Origin of the sequence: Micromonospora sp. CV4, assembly GCF_003667455.1 — a bacterium.
Taxonomy (GTDB): domain Bacteria; phylum Actinomycetota; class Actinomycetes; order Mycobacteriales; family Micromonosporaceae; genus Micromonospora.
Map to the genome: position 1 here is coordinate 82,426 of NZ_RCVI01000342.1, position 16,721 is coordinate 99,146.

Genomic DNA, 16,721 nt, shown 5'->3' on the forward strand with positions numbered 1-16,721 from the left:
TCGAGGACCATAAGAGCGGGCCGGGTCGCTGTCAACTACGGCGGCCATCGGCGGCGACAGAGGATTGACCGCCGCGTGGAGGCGTGCCTACCCTGTCGCTGTTGCGGTGAGAAATCGATTCCTTGACATCGCCTCGCAACCCGCCCCACCCACCGACGTGGAAGGCGCTCATGACACTCACCACCCACGCATCACGGACCCCCGCTCGCCGGCTGCTGCGCGCCGCGTTCACCGCGGCGCTGCTGGCCGGAACCGCCCTGGTCGGCCCAGCCGGGCCGGCCTCCGCCGCCCCCACCTCCGCCGACAACGGCCCCACCGGATGGGACGTCTACCGCCGGCTCGACCGGCTCGCCGAGCTCCCCGACGGTCCGCGGGCCTACCAGTTCTCCAGCTTCGACCGCAGCGGCGGCAACGACGACGGCTTCTCCGGCCAGTACTCGTGCCTGCGCACCGGCGCCGACGGCTGCGTCCTCGCCGAGGCCACCGGCTCCGGTGAGATCGACTCGATCTGGTTCACCCGCGACGAGGGCAACGTCTCCGCCACCGGCACCATCAAGGTGGTCCTCGACGGTGTGACCGTGCTCGACGCTCCGCTCCAGGACGTGGTCGACGGCAAGCTCGGCGCGCCCTTCGTCTACCCGGTGGTCGCCAACGCGGCGCAGAGCTCCGGCGGCGTCTACATCAAGGCGCCCATGACCTACCGCAGCTCGATGCGGGTGACCACCGAGAAGAATCCGATCTTCTACCACGTCACCTACCGCAAGTTCACCACCGCCGACGGGGTGCGCACATTCGACCCGTCGGACCGCGCGTTGGACGTCATCGACCAGCTCAAGGCCGCCGGCACCCGTGACCCGAAGCGCCCGGAAGCGGGCGCGACGACCACCGACCGCGAGTTCAGCGTCCCCGCCAAGGGCGCGGTCACCCTCGCCAGCGGCGTCGGCCCCGGCGCCGTCAACGCGCTCCAACTGCGGATGCCGCAACTCGTCGGGCCGCCGACGCCGGTCGCCGACGACGGGCGCGCCTACGGGCCCGACGGCGGCAGCGAGTTCCGGGTGGCCGTCGACCCGGCCAACACCGGCGTACGGCTGACCCGCCGGCTGGACCCGCACATCGGGCACCAGCGGGCGCGGATCGCGGTGGACGGCGTACCGGTCGCCGAGTGGCCGGCCAACGACCCGGTGCCCTTCGGCACCTGGCTCGACCAGACCGTCGAGCTGCCGGCGAGCGCCACGGCCGGCAAGTCCACGATCACCGTGCGGAACCAGTTCGTCTCGTCGGACCTGGACGTCAACGAGTTCACCTACTGGGTCGACAGCCTGGTCGCCGGGACCGCCAAGCGGACCGACACCCTCGACCTCGGCCCGTCCCACGCCGACGCCGAGGCCGCCCACGGCTACCGGATCACCGCGCAGACCTGGCAGGGCAGCAACACCATGAGCTACCCGGCCGACGCCGACCGCAAGGCGGCCGTCGCGGCCTCCGACGCGGTGCTGCGGGACAGCCGGCTGCGCATCACGTTCGACGGCGAGACCACCGTGGACGCGCCACTCGGCGAGTTCTTCGGCACCGGCCTGGGACTGCACCCGGTGAAGTCGTTGATGTTCGGCGTGGACCCCGCGACCGCGACGCTGTCGGCCTGGTGGCCGATGCCCTACCGGTCACGGTTCAGCATCGAGTTGCGCAACGGCTCCTCCGTGCCGATCACGTCGTCGGTGGCCTCCGTGACCACCGCACGCTCCGCCCGCTGGGCGCCGGCGCTGCGCCCGACCGGCACGGCCGGCTACTTCCGGGCCACCGCGTCGAGCGCCGACACCACCCCCGGCAACGACCACCTCTTCCTCGACGTGGCCGGACGCGGCAAGTTCGTCGGGGTCACGCACACCATGGAAGGGCACATCCCCGCGGGCAACCAGCGCAACTACCTCGAGGGCGACGAACGGGTCTACGTGGACGGCGCGCAGAGCTTGAGCATCCACGGCACCGGAACCGAGGACTTCTACGAGAGCGGCTGGTACTTCAACCACGGCACGTTCTCGGCGCCCACCAACGGCAACCCGGCCCACGAGGTCGGTGACTACGGCTGCCGGTACGACTGCACCGGCGCCTTCCGCCTCATGCTCGCCGAGGCCGTGTCGTTCTCCACCGACCTGCGGTTCGGCATCGAGCACGGCCCGGGTGACCAGGACCCGGCCCGGTACGGCTCGACCGCCTACTGGTACGGGCAGGACACCGTCGGGCAGCGCTGGACCGACACCGTCGACGTCGGCGACCCCGCCAGCGAGTCGGCGCACGGCTACACCTCGGGCGGTGCGCGTCAGGTGCTCACCGCGACCTACGAGGGCGACGACGGCGCGCCCCGACCCGTGACCGACGACCTCCGCGCCTCGACCACGCCGGTCCGGTTCCGGGTGGCCGTCGCCTCGGGCAACACCGGCGCGGTGCTGCGCCGGGTGGGGGACCAGAGCGCCGGATACCAGTCGGTGCGGGTCCAGGTGGACGGCCACGACGCCGGCACCTGGTCGCAGCCGCTGGCCAACGGCTCGCACCGCTGGCTGGAGGACGAGTTCCGGCTTCCGCCCGCGCTGACCAGGGGCAGGTCGGCGGTGACCGTCACGCTGACGCCGACCGCCGGCTCTCCGGCCTGGTCCGCGGCCCGGTACGCGGTGCTCAGCGAGGTCACTCCCTTCGTCGACGGGACCAGACCGACGCAGGTAGCCGGGCTCACCGCCGCGAGCGGCACGACGAACGCGGTGGCACTGACCTGGCGGCCGGCCACCGACGACGTGTACGCGCCGAGCTACCAGGTGTTCGCCTCGCGGCAGGCCGGGTTCACGCCCGGGCCGGACAACCGGGTGGGTGTCACGACCCGGCCGAGCTTCGAGCACAGCGGGCTCGGCCTGCGTGAAACCTGGCACTACCGGGTACGCGCGGTGGACGCCGCGGGCAACCTCGGCGCCTACTCGGCGCCGGCGTCGGCCACCACCGGCGACACCCTGCGGATCGAAGCCGAGTCGCTGCTGCCCGCGGTCTCCGCCGACGCTCCGGCGGACGTGCAGGGCGACTGCTGCGGCATCCGCTGGTCCCGCGGCGCGCAGTTGTGGTTCCGGCCGGACGCGCCGAACAAGAGCGTGACCGTGGCGTTCGAGGTGCCGACCACCGGCACCTACCAGCTGAGACTGGTGCAGACGCTGGCCCGGGACTACGGCACCAACACGGTCGCCATCGACGGCGCCCGGATCGGCGAGGCGTTCGACGCGTACCGCTCGCCGGACGTGGTCGTCAGCGACCCGCTCGACTACGGCCAGCGGGAACTGTCGGCGGGCCGGCACACCCTCACCCTCACGGTGACCGGCAAGGCCGCCGCTTCGAGCGGCTACCTGGCCGGCCTCGACTACATCGAGGCTCGCCTGACGTCGTGACCCGGTCGGAGTCGGAGGCCCGCACCAGGGCCTCCGGCTCCGTCCAACCCCCAGATCCGCAGACGAGCCACGAGGTGCCGTATGACAGATCGGCCGCTGGTCCGGATGACCGGCATCGGCAAGCGGTTCGGCGGCGTGCACGCCTGCCGCGACATCGACCTCACCGTGACCGCCGGTGAGGTGCACGCGCTGCTCGGCGAGAACGGGGCCGGCAAGTCCACGCTGATCAACGTGCTCTCCGGTGTGATCACCGAGCACGACGGCACGATCGAGGTGGACGGGGAGCCGGTCAGTTTCGCCGGCCCGGCCGATGCCCAACGCGCTGGCATCGCGACCATCCACCAGGAGCTGGACCTGGTGGCCGGGCTGTCCATCGCGGAGAACATGTTCCTCGGGCGCGAGCCGCGTACCCGCCTCGGCACCGTCGACATCCGGAGGATGCGCCGGCAGGCCGAGGCGCACCTGCGGACGCTCGGCGCGGACCTGGACCCGCGCCGGCTCGTGGGGTCGCTGCGCGTCGGCGAGCAGCAACTGGTCGAGATCGGTCGAGCCCTGTCACTGCGCGCGCGAGTCCTGATCATGGACGAGCCGACCGCGGCGCTGGCCGACGCCGAGGTCGAACGGCTCTTCGCGACGATCGCCGAGCTGCGCCGGGCCGGAGTCGGCATCGTCTACATCTCGCACCGGATGGCGGAGATCGAGCTCATCGCCGACCGGGTGACCGTGCTGCGCAACGGCACTGTCGCCGGCACCGTCGACCCGCGGCTCGCCTCCCGGGACGACATCATCCAGCTCATGGTCGGCCGGTCGGTCGACGCGCTCTTCGGCGAGGGCCGCAACGAACCCGGTGACGTGCTCCTCGACGTACGCGGGCTCGCCGTGACGCCCCGCCGGCCGGTGCCCGGTCGGACCGAGCCAGCCGGCGTGGATCTCACCGTGCGCTCCGGAGAGATCGTCGGCCTCGCCGGGTTGATGGGCGCCGGGCGTACCGAACTGCTGGAGACGTTGTTCGGCGCGGGCGGTTCCGGCCGGCGAGTCGGCCAGGTGACCATCGGTGACCGGCCGTACCGCCCCGGTGGCCCCCGGGCGGCACTGGCGCGCGGGGTGGCCTTCGTCCCCGAGGACCGGCGTGGCGCGGGGCTGATGCTGGAGCACTCCGTGGCGGACAACGTCGTGCTCTCCGCGCTGTCGTCGCTGACCACGCTCGGGCTGGTGCGCCGCCCGCTGCTGCGCCGGACGGTGGCCGAACAGCTCACCACCCTGGCGGTGAAGGCGGCATCACCGTCGATTCCGGTGGCGACGCTCTCCGGTGGCAACCAGCAGAAGATCGTGTTCGCCAAGCAACTGCTGATGCGACCACGACTACTCCTGCTCGACGAGCCGACCCGGGGAGTGGACATCGGCGCGAAAGCCGAGATCTACCACCTGCTGCACCGGCTCGCCGACTCCGGCATGGCGATCCTGCTCGCCTCGTCGGAGCTGCCGGAGCTGCTGAGCCTCTGTGACCGGGTGGTCGTCCTGCACCGTGGTCGCACCGTGGCCATGCTGCCCCGCGCCTCCGCCACCCAACAAGCCATCCTCGCCGCGGCCAACGGGGACGACGTCAAGGAGTCTCGATGAACCCGCCCAACCCCACCACCGTCGCCGCATCGCCGCCGGAGACACCGCCCAGCCGCCGCGCGATCCGACTGCCGAAGGACCGGCACGCGATCGTCGACAACTTCTTCCGGTTCCAGAGCCTGTTCGGGCTCGTCGCCGTCTTCCTGATCGCGATCGCCGTCTCGCCGTCCCGCAACGGCGAGAACGTGTTCCTCAGCTCCGGGAACCTCGCCAACATCGTCCGGGCGGTCTCGGAGATCGGCATCATCGCGGTCGGGATGACGTTCGTGATCCTGATCGGCGGCATCGACCTCTCCGTCGGGGCGGTGCTCGGGCTCGCCGCGGTCGGGTCGGCCACGTTGATGGTCGACAGCGGCCTGGGCATCGTGCCCACGGTCCTGATCGTGCTCTTCATCGGCACCGCGTTCGGGGCGACGCAGGGCGCGATCGTCGCCCGGATCGGGATCCAGTCCTTCATCGTCACCCTGGCCGGCCTGCAGGCGGCTCGGGGCATCGCCCGGATGTGGTCCGGTGGACTGGGCATTCCGATCGCCTACGGCGACGGGCCGCAGGAGGCTCCCGAGGCGTTCTCGCTGCTGAGCGGCTCCATCAACGGAGTGCTGCCGGTACCGGCCCTGATCTTCCTCGCCATCGGCGTCGGCGCGCTCCTGGTGCTGCGCAGCACCGCCTTCGCGCGGCACGTCTACGCGATCGGCGGCAACGAGAAGGCCGCCCGGCTCTCCGGCGTGCCCGTACGGCGCGTCCGGGTCACCGTCTTCGCGATCTCCGGCCTGCTCGCCGCACTGGCCGGGATCATCCACGCCGGTCAGCTCAACCAGGGCAGCCCGAACGACGGTGCCGGCTACGAACTGGACGCGATCGCGGCCGTGGTCATCGGCGGGACGAGTCTCGCCGGCGGCAGCGGATCCATGGGCGGCACGATCGCCGGCGCCCTGCTGCTCGGGATCCTGAACAACATCCTCGCCCTCAACAACATCGACGCGAACGTGCAGCTGGTCGTCAAGGGACTGGTCATCGTGGCTGCCGCCGCGTTGCAGAGGCTCCGCCCCCGCATCGCCTGACCCACCACCACCTTGGAGGAAACATGCGCTACGCCCGAAGAGCCATCACGATCCTCACGCTGACCGCGCTCGCGCTCACCACGGGATGCAGCGTCGAGAAGGACGGCGGTGACAACGGCACCGACGCCTCCGCCCAGTGCGGCGGCGGCAAGGACTTCCTGATCGGCATGTCGCAGGCCAACAACGCCGAGCCGTACCGGCAGGTCATGAACGACGACGTGAACACCGCGGCGAAGGCGGTGCCCGGGTTCCGGGTCGTCGTCTCGGACGCGGCCCAGGACAACAGCAAGCAGGTCGCCGACGTGGAGAACTTCCTCTCCCAGGGCATCAACCTGCTGATCATTTCGCCGAACGAGGCGAAGCCGCTCACCGCCGTGGTGAAGAAGGCGTACGACCAGGGCATCCCGGTCATCGTGCTCGACCGCAAGGTCGAGGGTGACGCGTACACCGCCTTCATCGGCGGCGACAACGTGGCGATCGGCAAGGCGGCGGGCGAGTACTACGCCAAGACGCTGCTGCCGCAGGGCGGCAAGGTCGTCGAGATCTCCGGCCTGCCCGGCTCCACCCCGGCCGCCGAGCGCGCTCAGGGCTTCCGGGAGGGCATCGCCAGCAACCCGAAGATCGAGATTGTCGCCACCCAGACCGCCGAGTGGCTGCGGGAGAAGGGGCAGAGCGTGATGGACGCGATGCTCAAGGCCCAGCCCGACATCGACGCCGTATACGCGCACAACGACCCGATGGCGGAGGGCGCCTACCTCGCGGCGAAGGCCGCCGGCAAGGAGACGGCGATCAAGTTCACCGGGATCGACGCCCTGCCCGTCGCGTCCGGCGGCATCAAGGCGGTCGAGCAGGGTCGCCTGCAGGCGACGTTCCAGTACGCGACCGGCGGCCGCGAGGCGATCGACCTGGCCAAGAAGATCCTGGTCGACTGCTCGAAGGACGTGCCGAAGTCGACCACCCTCGGCACGATGCAGATCACCAAGGACAACGCCGCTCAGGCCTACACCGAGCTCGGCGGCAAGCAGTAGCAGTTCCTCAGGTGCGGGCCCGCCGAGGACGCTGGCGGGCCCGCACCGCCGAACGACCGGGAAACCGCCACCGGAACCCGCATCGAGCCCTGGAGGAAAGCGATGCCCCGCCTACCGTCCCGCGTCGGCCGGCTGTCCGCGCTGTGCGCGGTCGCCCTGAGCCTGATCGCGACACCGGTCGCGGCTCGGGCGGCCGATCCGCCCGCGATCGACAACCAGCCGTACGAGAACCGGTCGACCGTGGTCGGCGCCGGCGACTTCGTGCACGTCTACGACCCGAGCGTCGGCGAGAACGAGCGCTGGTACTACAACGACCACACGATGGTGCGCGACCGCCGTACCGGCGAGTGGCACATCTTCGCGATCACCCACGCGGAGCCCGCCAACCCGCTCGACGAGCGGTTCTTCGGCCACGCCACGGCGCCGTCGCCGCGCGGACCCTGGACGAAGCAGCCGTTCGCGCTGGAGGCCGACCCCGCCGCGGGCGAGAGCCACATCTGGGCGCCGTACGTCCTGTTCCACGGCGGCACGTACTACATGTACTACGCGGGCGGCACCGCGGACCACACGGCCTACCGGATGCAGCTGGCCACGTCGAAGGATCTCAAGACCTGGACCCGGCACCCGGCGAACCCCCTGTTCACCGATGGCTTCGACGGCCGGGACCCGATGGTCACCCGCGTCGGCAACCAGTGGGTGATGTACTACACCGCCAACAGCACACCGGCGGGTGGTCACCACATCGTCGCCTACCGCACCAGCAAGGACCTGATCCACTGGGGAGCCCGGCGGACGGCCTTCGAACACCCGGCCACCGGCACCTTCGGCGGACCGACCGAATCGCCGTTCGTGGTGCGTCACGGCGGATCGTGGTACCTCTTCGTGTGCTGTGAGAGCGGATACCAGGACACCCGCGTCTACCGCAGCGCCGACCCCTTCCACTTCACCGTCGACCAGTTGGCGGGGCAGATCAACGCGCACGCCGCCGAGGTGGTCAAGGACGACTCCGGCACGGGCGACTGGTACGTCACCGGCGCCGGCTGGGGTCAGGGCGGGCTCTGGCTGGCGCCGCTGAACTGGCGTACGCCGGTGGTGACGAAGGGCCGTGTCGTCACCACTCCCTACTACCGTGCCGTCGTGCAGACGGCGCCCCAGGCGCGGCTGGTCTCCTACGACGCCGATCCCGCCGGACGTGGTGAGTACCGGCCCGTCACGGACTCGTCGTCCCGATCCACGGCGCCCTACCTCGCGGTCGGAGCCTTTGGGCCCACCGACGTGGCGGGCGCGGCCAGGGACGTGACCGTCTCCGCCGACGGCACCGACGTGAGCCTCAACGGCATCCCGCTCGGGAACGAGCCGGTGACCGCGGACTGGCGGTTCCGGTTCGACACGACCACCACGGACCTCAGCCTCGTCTGGCACGTGGCCGGCCCGACCACCGCGCCGGTCTGGGAAGCCGCCTGGAACCTGGACTCGGCCCTGCCGCGGCTCGGCGACCCCGGCCAGCAGGACCGGGACGGCGACGCGGCGGGCTTCACCAGTTGGACACTTGCCACCGACGACACGACCACGTTGGTGGCCGCCTACCGCGCCGGCTCGGCCTGGAACGAGGACAACCGGTGGTTCCACCGGCCCAGCGGATCGATCGCCTGGCAGCCGCTGTGGCAGCCCGGCGGACGGTCGTTGCCGGTGGGTGACCTTCCCGGGGGCACGTGGCGGCTCGGGGTGAGCGGGAGCGCCGCGGACACGTCATTCGCCGAGGCGCTGGCGGCAGGCCTCAACGGCACGAGGTAGCGGCCGGGCCGTCCTGCCGGCGGTGGATCTCGCCGCCGGCAGGACGACCCCACCGGCCGGTAGGGTCGTCCGCGCGAATCTGGCCGACACCGCCTTCCGGCTCGGGGTACCCGTCGAGGACGTCGAGCGCGTGCACCAGCTCGCCGGCGACCGGCCGTCGGCCCCGCTGCCCGCCAGGGCCGACGCGCCCGCGATCCTCGACCGGCTCGCGGTGCGGCCGGACGACGCCGCCGAGATCATGGCCGGCTGGCCCGACATCGACTCCGCGCTGTGGACGCCGGAGCTCTGCTGGCTGCTCGACCGCTCGATCGCCCTGGTCCGCGCCGATCTCGGGGGCCACGGCTGGCTGTCGCCCGGTCCCGCGCTACCGCGCGACCGGGGTCCCGCCTGGCGGCATCTGTACGTGTACGCGTACCTGGCCCTGGTCGACGCCGTCCGGGGGTACCACCGCGACCACGGCGTCCCCGACGACGTGTCGTGGGTGACCCTCGCGGACCTGGGCCGCAACCTCGCGATCGACCGGCGGATGCGCCGCGAGGGCTGGCCGGTCATGCAGAGCTGGCTGACGCTGCACGCGCGCGGTGGCATCTACGAGCTGGGCCGGCTGCAGCACCAGCGCGGCGGCACCGCCATCGACCTGCACATCCCCGACTCGGGGCCGTTGACCCCGGAGGCGGTCGCGGCATCGCTCGACGAGGCCCGCGCGTTCTTTCCGCGCCACTTTCCCGACGAGCACTACACGGCGTTCTCCTGCGGCTCGTGGCTGCTCGACCCGCAGCTGCTCGAATACCTGCCCGGGGACTCCAACATCGTCCGGTTCCAGCGGAGGTTCGAACTGGAGCCCTACGAGGAGCCGGAAGGGCTGGACGCCGACGTCGAGGTGCTGCGGTTCGGGTTCCGCACCCTGACCACGCCGTTGGACCAGCTGCCGCGCCGCACGGTGCTTCAGCGGGCGATCGTCGACCACCTGAAGGCCGGCCGCCACTGGCAGTGGCGCCGTGGCCGCTTCCCCTTCTGACCGACACCTGCGACCGACCCAGCATCGGATTTTTCGATGCACACCATGCAGAGCATTCAGGCTGTTCATGCTGGCTGATCCCGGATAGGGTCCCGCCAGTCGCCCAGCCAGGAGGTTTGCCGTGCTCAGGAAGCGTGCGCTCCACGTCGTCATCGGTCTCGTCACCATCTCGATCGCGGCAACGGGTTGTGGCCGCTCGACGAGCGGACAGACGCCACAGTCCGGCGGCGCCGCCTCCGTCGCCGCCGACGCGAAGGCCGCCGACCTCGTGCCCGCCGACATCAAGGCGAAGGGTTCCCTCCGGGTCGCCACCGCCGAGGGCTACCCACCGATGGAGATGTACAAGGCGGGCACCCAGGATCTGACCGGCGTCGACCCGGAGCTGGCCGCGGCCATCGCCGGGCGGCTCGGCCTCAAGCTGGAAATCACCAACGCCAGCTTCCCCGGTCTCATCCCCGGCCTACAGGCCGACCGCTGGGACCTGGCGATGTCGTCGATGAGCGACACCGAGGAGCGGCGCAAGGCGGTCGACTTCGTCGACTACTTCCAGGCCGGCGGCTCGATCATGGTGGCCAAGGGCAACCCCGCCGCGGTCAAGGACCTCGCCGACCTGTGCGGCCGCGCCGTCGTGCTGGCCAAGGGCAGCTCCAACCTCGCCATCGGCGAGGGCCAGAACGCCACGTGCGCCAAGAAGATGACGATCTCGCAGAGCGAGGATGCGCCCACCGGCCTGCTCCAGATCGATGCCGGACGGGCCGTCGCCACCATCGTCGACTACCCGGTCGCCAAGATGCTCGCCCAGGAGAGCGGCAAGTACGAGGTGCTGGAGGCCCAGTACGAGGCGGGACCGTGGGGGATCGCGATCGACAAGAAGGACAGCCAGTTGCGCGACGCGGTGCAGCGGGCGCTCCAGGAGCTGATCGACAGCGGCGACTACACGAAGATCCTGGAGAAGTGGGGCGTGACGGGCAGCGCCATCCAGGCGGCCACCGTCAACGACCAGAAGTGAGCACGCCCGTGGACCGTACGGCTGACGAGCGGGTACGCGCCGCGGACCCGGCGCCCACGGAGCTGGACACCGCGCAGGCCAACCGGATCAGCCACCCCGTCCGACCGGGGCGGTGGCTGGCCGCCGGGGTGGTCGCACTCGTCCTGGTCTGGCTGGGATGGTCCATCGCCGTCAACCCCAACCTGCACTGGGACATCGTCGTCGACTACCAGTTCGACCGGGTCATCCTGGAAGGGCTGTGGGTCACCATCCAGCTCACGGTCGCGTCGATGCTGATCGGCGTGGTCCTCGGCGTGGTGGTGGCCCTGATGCAGACCTCCGCCAGCCGGATCCTGCGCACCGGAGCCACGGCCTACGTCTGGTTCTTCCGGGGCACGCCGCTGCTGGTGCAGCTGATCTTCTGGTTCAACATCGCGCTGATCTTCCCGGAGATTGGTCTCGGCGTGCCGTTCGGCGGACCGAAGCTGATGACCTGGGAGACGAACGCCCTCGTCACGGGCTTCGTCGCGGCGCTGCTCGGGCTCAGCATCAACGAAGGCGCCTACATGAGCGAGATCGTCCGGGCCGGGCTCCGCGCCGTCGATCCCGGTCAGCAGGAGGCCGCCGCGGCCCTCGGCATGTCCCGCGCGAAGATCATGAGACGGGTGGTGCTGCCGCAGGCGATGCGGATCATCGTCCCGCCCACCGGCAACCAGTTCATCTCGATGCTCAAGACCACCTCGTTGGTCTCGGTGATCGCCGGTGCCGACCTGCTCACCGTCGCTCAGCGGCTGTACCTGACCAACTTCGAGGTGATCGCCCTGCTCATCGTCGCGTCCATCTGGTACCTGGTCCTCACCACCGTGGCCAGCGTCGGCCAGTACTTCCTGGAGCGCCGGTTCAGCCGGGGCTTCGGGACCACCGTTCCCGGCACGCTGCGCGGACGCATCGGCCGCAACCTGCGGTTCACCGGGAGCGCGCGATGACCGCGCCGATGGTGCGGTGCCGGCAGGTCCGCAAGAGCTTCGGCCGCCTCGAGGTGCTGCGCGGTATCGACCTGGTCATCGAGCGCGGCCAGGTGGTCTGCGTGGTCGGCCCCTCCGGCTCCGGCAAGTCCACCCTGCTGCGCTGCCTCAACCACCTCGAGGAGCCGCAGGCGGGCCGGATCTACGTCGACGGCGAGCTGATCGGGTACGAGGAGCGCGGCGGGCGACTGCGACCGCTGCCGGACGCCCGGCTGCGCCGGCAACGCGAGTCGATCGGCATGGTGTTCCAGCGGTTCCACCTCTTCCCACACCGCACCGCGCTGGGGAACGTGATGGAGGGTCTGGTCGCCGTGCAGGGCGTCCGGGTGCCCGACGCCCGCAAGCGTGCCGGTGAGCTGCTCGACCGGGTCGGGCTCGCCGATCGGGCGCACCACTACCCGGCGCAGCTCTCCGGCGGGCAGCAGCAGCGAGTCGCCATCGCGCGGTCCCTGGCGATGTCGCCGAAGCTGATGCTCTTCGACGAGCCGACCTCGGCGCTCGATCCCGAACTGGTCGGCGAGGTGCTCGAGGTGATGAAGGACCTGGCGGCGAGCGGCATGACGATGATCGTGGTGACCCACGAGATGGGGTTCGCCCGCGAGGTCGGCGACCACCTGGTCTTCATGGACGACGGCCTCATCATCGAGGAGGGCGCGCCGCGGGAGGTTCTGGCCGCGCCGACGCACGAACGGACCCGCGCCTTCCTCTCCAAGGTGCTGTGATGCGGCTGGACCTGCTGGTCACCGGCGGAGACGTCATCGACGGCAGCGGCTCGCCCGCCCGCAGCGCCGACGTGGGGGTGCGGGCGGGCAGGTTGCTGCTGCTGCCTCCGAGCAGCCGCAGCGCCGCCGACACGGTGGTCAACGCCGGCGGGCTCGTCGTCACCCCGGGCTTCATCGACGTGCACACCCACTCCGACCTGCTCGCCGGTCACGACGAACAGCGGGAGACGCTGCGGCTCGCGCCGCTGCTCCAGGGCGTCACCACCGAGATCTGCGGCAACTGCGGGATCAGCCCCTTCCCGGTGCCAGCGGAGCGCGCGGGGACGGTGCGGGACCTGGTCGCCGCGACGTTCGGCCCGCCGGCGACGACGTACGCGTCCTTCGCGGAGTTCGCCGCCGCGCAGGGCGTCGCCCGGCGCAACCACCTCGCCGCCCTGGTGGGCCACGGCACGCTCCGTGCCGCGGTCGTCGGCTTCGCGCAGCGGCAGGCCACCGCCGACGAACTCGGGCGCATGTGCGCGCTGCTTGACGAGGCGCTCACCGCCGGCGCTGCCGGCCTCTCCACCGGCCTGATCTACCCGCCGGGGGTCAACGCCGGCACCGACGAGGTCATCGCGCTCGCCCGGGTGGCCGCCGCGCACGGCAAGCCGTACGTGACGCACCTGCGCGACGAGATGTCGCAGGTCGAGTCGGCGCTGGAGGAGGCGATCGAGATCGCCACCGCGGCCGGGGCGGCGTTGCAGGTCTCGCACCACAAGACGGCCGGGCGGCGGTCGTGGGGCGCTACGGTCCGCACCCTGGCCCGCCTCGAGCAGGCGCGGGACGCCGGGCTGGACGTCCTCTGCGACGTCTACCCGTACACCGCCGGCAGCACCGCCCTGCACGCTCTGCTCCCGCCCTGGGTCATCGCCGACGGCGTGCCGGCGATGCTCACCTCCGTCCGACGGGCGACGGTCCGCGATCGCATCCGCGTCGATGTGGCCACCGGACTGCCCGGCTGGGAGAACACCGTCGGCAACGGCGGCTGGGACCTGATTCGGGTTGCCTCCGCCCCGACCAGCCCGGCCGTCGAGGGCCGCACCATCGCCGAGCTCGCCGCCGCCCGCGACATCGACCCCGTCGACTACGTCTGCGACCTGCTCGCGGCCGAGGGCGGCAACGTGACCATCCTGAGCCACTCGATGCGGGAGGACGACGTACGCCGGGTGCTCACCAGCCCGCTGTCGATGCTCTGCTCCGACGGCGTGCCCAAACCGGGCCGACCCCACCCGCGCTGGGCGGGCAGCTTCGCCCGGGTGCTCGGCCACTACGTCCGTGACGTGGGCCTGCTGAGCCTGGCCGAGGCCGTGCACAAGATGACCGCGATGCCCGCCCGCCGGTTCGGCCTTGTCGAGCGGGGCCTGCTCGCCGACGGGTACGCGCCGGACCTGGTGGTCCTCGACCCCGCCGAGATGGCCGACGGCGCGACGTACGACGATCCGCTCGCGCCGCCACGTGGTGTCCGCCAGGTGGTGGTCGGCGGCCGGGTCGTCGTGGACGGCGACCGGGTCACCGACGCCAGACCGGGCCGGGTGCTGGCCGTACCGGATCGTGAACCCGCCACCCGGGCTCGCACGTGATCGCCGACGGCCCGGCCGGCCCCACGCGGATCGGTGCGATGGTACGACGGCTGAACGACGGGCGGACCCTCACACACGACCCGGACCTGGTCCTGCCCCTCGCGAGCGTCGGCAAGCTGCTGCTCCTCGGCGAGGTGGCCCGCCGCCTCGCCGAGGAGACCCTCGCCCCCGACCAGCCGGTCGACCTGCTCGACGACGACCGGGCACTCGGCGGAACCGGCCTGCTCGGCCTGCTCTCGCCGCGACGGTGGACCGTCACCGACCTCACCACCGCGGTCGCCACGGTGAGCGACAACGCGGCCACCAACGCCCTGCTGCGGTTGGTGACGCTCGACGCCGTCCAGGAGCTGGCTCGCCGCAGCGGCCTTCGGGACACCACCGTGCACGACCGGATCCGGGCCGCCCGCGGCCCGGACGTACCCCCGACGTTCGCGACCGGCACCGCCCACGACCTCTGCGCCTTCCTCGCCGACGTGGCGAACGGGACCTGGCAGGGCCAGCGGGCGTCCGGGTTGCTGCGCGGCTGGCTCGCCCGGAACACCGACCGCACGCTCGTCGCCGACACCATCCCGCACGACCCGTGGTCGACCGGCGGCGTCCAGGTGCTGAACAAGACCGGCACCGACACCGGTGTACGCGCTGACGCCGGCATCGTCGTCGGCCGGCAAACCGTCGTCTACGCCGTGGTAGCGGCGTTCCCGTCCGGCGCGGAGCGGGCCGCGGTGGGTGAACTGCGGCGGTGGGGCACGACCGTCGGCCGGCTCGCCGGCACGCGCGGCCACCGTTCCGACAGCGCCTGACTGAGCCCCGACGCGGCGTCGGTCAGCCGCTCCACGAAGCTGCCGACCACCGGGTTCGGGTTGCCGGGGCGCAGCGCCACCCCGATCTCCCGATGCAGGTTGGCGTGGTCGAGCGGCTGGACCGCCACCTCGCCGGGGTCGCGTAGACCCAACGACGGCACCAACGCGACGCCGACACCGGCCCGGACCAGGCCCAGCACCACCTCGTAGTGGTCGCTGCGGCAGCGGATCCGGGGCTGGAACCCTTCGGCGCGCGCGGCCAACTCCAGCACGGAGACCTCGCCCTGCACACCGAGCGTGGTGATCCACGGCTCGTCGGCCAGGTCGCTGAGCCGCAGCCGCCGCCCGGCAAGCGGGTGACAGGCCGGGAGCACGACCAGTTGCGGATCGACCATCAGCGGGGAGACCGTCGCGGGAGGAATCTCCGGTGCGGGACTCAGCGGATGGTCGAACACCACCACGAGGTCAAGCTCGCCCTGGTTGAGGCGGGGGAGCAGCTCGGACGGCTGCCCCAGAATCAACGCCAACTCGACCTGAGGGTGGTCGGCGGTGAAGCTGGACAGGGCGCGCGGCAGCAGCTCCGTGCCGGCGGTGGCGAAGAAACCGATCCGCAGCAGACCCCGCCGACCCTCCCCGTGGGCCGACAGCTCGTCGCGGGCGGCCGACATCAGATCGATGATCTGCTGTGCGTAGTCGGCCAGGCGCTGACCCGCCACGGTGAGCCGCAGGCTGCGCGGCCCTCGGTCCACCAGCGCGACTCCGGCCTCCTGCTCCAGCGTGGCGAGCTGGTGGGAGACGGCGGACGGGCTGAGCCGGAGCTGTTCGGCCGCGGCGACGATGGTCCCGTGCCGGGCGATCTCCAGCACCACCTGCAGTCGCGCCGTGTTGAACATGCGTGGACCGCCTTCCCCTGCTCCCAGCGGCGCGAACGGCCCTCGCCGCGGCCGGACCACCCTGCTGACAATACGCACGATCACCGGAACCGGAGTGCTGGCAGGCGGCGCCGCTCGCTGTTCGAGGGCGTCCGTTGACCGCCGGCGCGGTCCGGTCGCGGCCTGCGCTGCCGCTGATCCGACCGCGCGGGCGGCTCACCCGGGCGGCAGTTTGAGATCGGTCCGGGCGGTGTTGTCGGCCGGGGTGGTGTCGGCGGGGAAGGCGCCCTGCACGTTCGCCCGTACGGTGAGCGCGAAGCCGGTGAGCGTCCGCGCCGGCCCGCCCGGCGCGATGTCCACCCGCACGCCGATCCGGTACGACCGGGAGCCCCCCGCCGGGATCCGCGCGTCGCCGGTGCAGAACATCGTCTTCGTGTCGTCGTTCTGCCCCTGGTTGAAGCAGCCGCCGATCCCGGTGCCGTCCAGGTTGATCGTCGCCTCCACCGGCAGCACCACGATCAGGTCGCCACTGTCGTACGCCCGGGTGCCGGCGTTGCCCATGGTGACGTCGAGCCAGCCGGCGTAGGCGTCCCCGGACACTTCCAGGGTGAGGGTCCGTGGAGCCTTGATCGACAGGTCGAGAACCCGGGTCGAGGTCGCGGACGGCGTGGCCCCGGGGCTGGACCCGGATCGCGTTGGCGTGCCGCTTGTCGGCGGCGCTGGGGTCGCCGGGGTCGCCGGGGTCGCCGGGC

General features: G+C 71.7%; 12 protein-coding genes and 1 pseudogene. 11 read left to right on the forward strand and 2 right to left on the reverse strand.

What is annotated here, in order from left to right:
* Positions 1–170 precede the first annotated feature (170 nt).
* The 11 genes from EAD98_RS24185 (at position 171) to EAD98_RS31690 (ending at position 15,097) form a co-directional block, all read left to right on the forward strand.
* Positions 171–3,422 carry a DUF2961 domain-containing protein gene (locus EAD98_RS24185; RefSeq protein ID WP_121656284.1) on the forward strand — a complete coding sequence of 1,084 codons (3,252 nt, stop codon included), beginning with the start codon at positions 171–173 and terminating at the stop codon, positions 3,420–3,422.
* 81 nt (positions 3,423–3,503) lie between these two features.
* Positions 3,504–5,042 (forward strand): sugar ABC transporter ATP-binding protein, encoded by a 1,539-nt coding sequence (locus tag EAD98_RS24190; RefSeq protein ID WP_121656285.1) that lies wholly within the window; start codon positions 3,504–3,506, stop codon positions 5,040–5,042.
* Positions 5,039–6,103 (forward strand): ABC transporter permease, encoded by a 1,065-nt coding sequence (locus EAD98_RS24195; protein WP_121656286.1) that lies wholly within the window; start codon positions 5,039–5,041, stop codon positions 6,101–6,103. Before EAD98_RS24190 ends, EAD98_RS24195 begins: the two co-directional genes overlap by 4 nt.
* A 23-nt stretch (positions 6,104–6,126) precedes the next feature.
* A complete protein-coding gene (locus tag EAD98_RS24200) occupies positions 6,127–7,131 on the forward strand; it encodes a substrate-binding domain-containing protein (protein WP_121656287.1) in 1,005 nt (334 codons plus the stop codon).
* A gap of 102 nt (positions 7,132–7,233) precedes the next feature.
* Complete coding sequence (locus EAD98_RS24205; protein WP_121656288.1) at positions 7,234–8,925, forward strand: family 43 glycosylhydrolase; 1,692 nt, start codon at positions 7,234–7,236, stop codon at positions 8,923–8,925.
* A 22-nt stretch (positions 8,926–8,947) separates the two neighbouring features.
* The gene (locus tag EAD98_RS24210; RefSeq protein WP_158609840.1) at positions 8,948–9,943 is read left to right on the forward strand and encodes an acyltransferase domain-containing protein; all 996 of its coding nucleotides are present in this window, start codon (positions 8,948–8,950) and stop codon (positions 9,941–9,943) included.
* A 121-nt stretch (positions 9,944–10,064) separates the two neighbouring features.
* Entirely contained in the window at positions 10,065–10,952 is an 888-nt protein-coding gene (locus EAD98_RS24215) for an ABC transporter substrate-binding protein (protein WP_121656289.1), read from the forward strand.
* Between the two features lie 8 nt (positions 10,953–10,960).
* Complete coding sequence (locus EAD98_RS24220; protein ID WP_233583953.1) at positions 10,961–11,917, forward strand: amino acid ABC transporter permease; 957 nt, start codon at positions 10,961–10,963, stop codon at positions 11,915–11,917.
* Complete coding sequence (locus EAD98_RS24225) at positions 11,914–12,678, forward strand: amino acid ABC transporter ATP-binding protein (protein ID WP_121656290.1); 765 nt, start codon at positions 11,914–11,916, stop codon at positions 12,676–12,678. The genes EAD98_RS24220 and EAD98_RS24225 overlap by 4 nt, the downstream gene beginning before the upstream one ends.
* Positions 12,678–14,297 carry an amidohydrolase family protein gene (locus tag EAD98_RS24230; RefSeq protein ID WP_121656291.1) on the forward strand — a complete coding sequence of 540 codons (1,620 nt, stop codon included), beginning with the start codon at positions 12,678–12,680 and terminating at the stop codon, positions 14,295–14,297. Before EAD98_RS24225 ends, EAD98_RS24230 begins: the two co-directional genes overlap by 1 nt.
* Positions 14,298–14,335: 38 nt before the next feature.
* Positions 14,336–15,097, forward strand: coding sequence for a serine hydrolase (locus tag EAD98_RS31690; protein ID WP_147457480.1), 762 nt, complete (start codon positions 14,336–14,338; stop codon positions 15,095–15,097).
* Positions 15,098–15,120: 23 nt separating this feature from the next.
* On the opposite strand, the pseudogene EAD98_RS24240 reads toward EAD98_RS31690, so the two are convergent.
* Both EAD98_RS24240 and EAD98_RS24245 read right to left on the reverse strand, forming a co-directional pair.
* Positions 15,121–15,990: pseudogene (locus tag EAD98_RS24240) on the reverse strand (LysR family transcriptional regulator); the annotation flags it as partial.
* Between the two features lie 195 nt (positions 15,991–16,185).
* A partial coding sequence (locus tag EAD98_RS24245) for a hypothetical protein (RefSeq protein ID WP_233583954.1) occupies positions 16,186–16,721 on the reverse strand: 536 nt, incomplete at its 5' end.

Bases quoted from the DNA above. Each gene is read 5' to 3' on its own strand.
- EAD98_RS24185 (WP_121656284.1), top strand. From the start codon at position 171: ATGACACTCACCACCCACGCATCACGGACCCCCGCTCGCCGGCTGCTG.
- EAD98_RS24190 (WP_121656285.1), top strand. From the start codon at position 3,504: ATGACAGATCGGCCGCTGGTCCGGATGACCGGCATCGGCAAGCGGTTC.
- EAD98_RS24195 (WP_121656286.1), top strand. From the start codon at position 5,039: ATGAACCCGCCCAACCCCACCACCGTCGCCGCATCGCCGCCGGAGACA.
- EAD98_RS24200 (WP_121656287.1), top strand. From the start codon at position 6,127: ATGCGCTACGCCCGAAGAGCCATCACGATCCTCACGCTGACCGCGCTC.
- EAD98_RS24205 (WP_121656288.1), top strand. From the start codon at position 7,234: ATGCCCCGCCTACCGTCCCGCGTCGGCCGGCTGTCCGCGCTGTGCGCG.
- EAD98_RS24225 (WP_121656290.1), top strand. From the start codon at position 11,914: ATGACCGCGCCGATGGTGCGGTGCCGGCAGGTCCGCAAGAGCTTCGGC.
- EAD98_RS24230 (WP_121656291.1), top strand. From the start codon at position 12,678: ATGCGGCTGGACCTGCTGGTCACCGGCGGAGACGTCATCGACGGCAGC.
- EAD98_RS31690 (WP_147457480.1), top strand. From the start codon at position 14,336: ATGGTACGACGGCTGAACGACGGGCGGACCCTCACACACGACCCGGAC.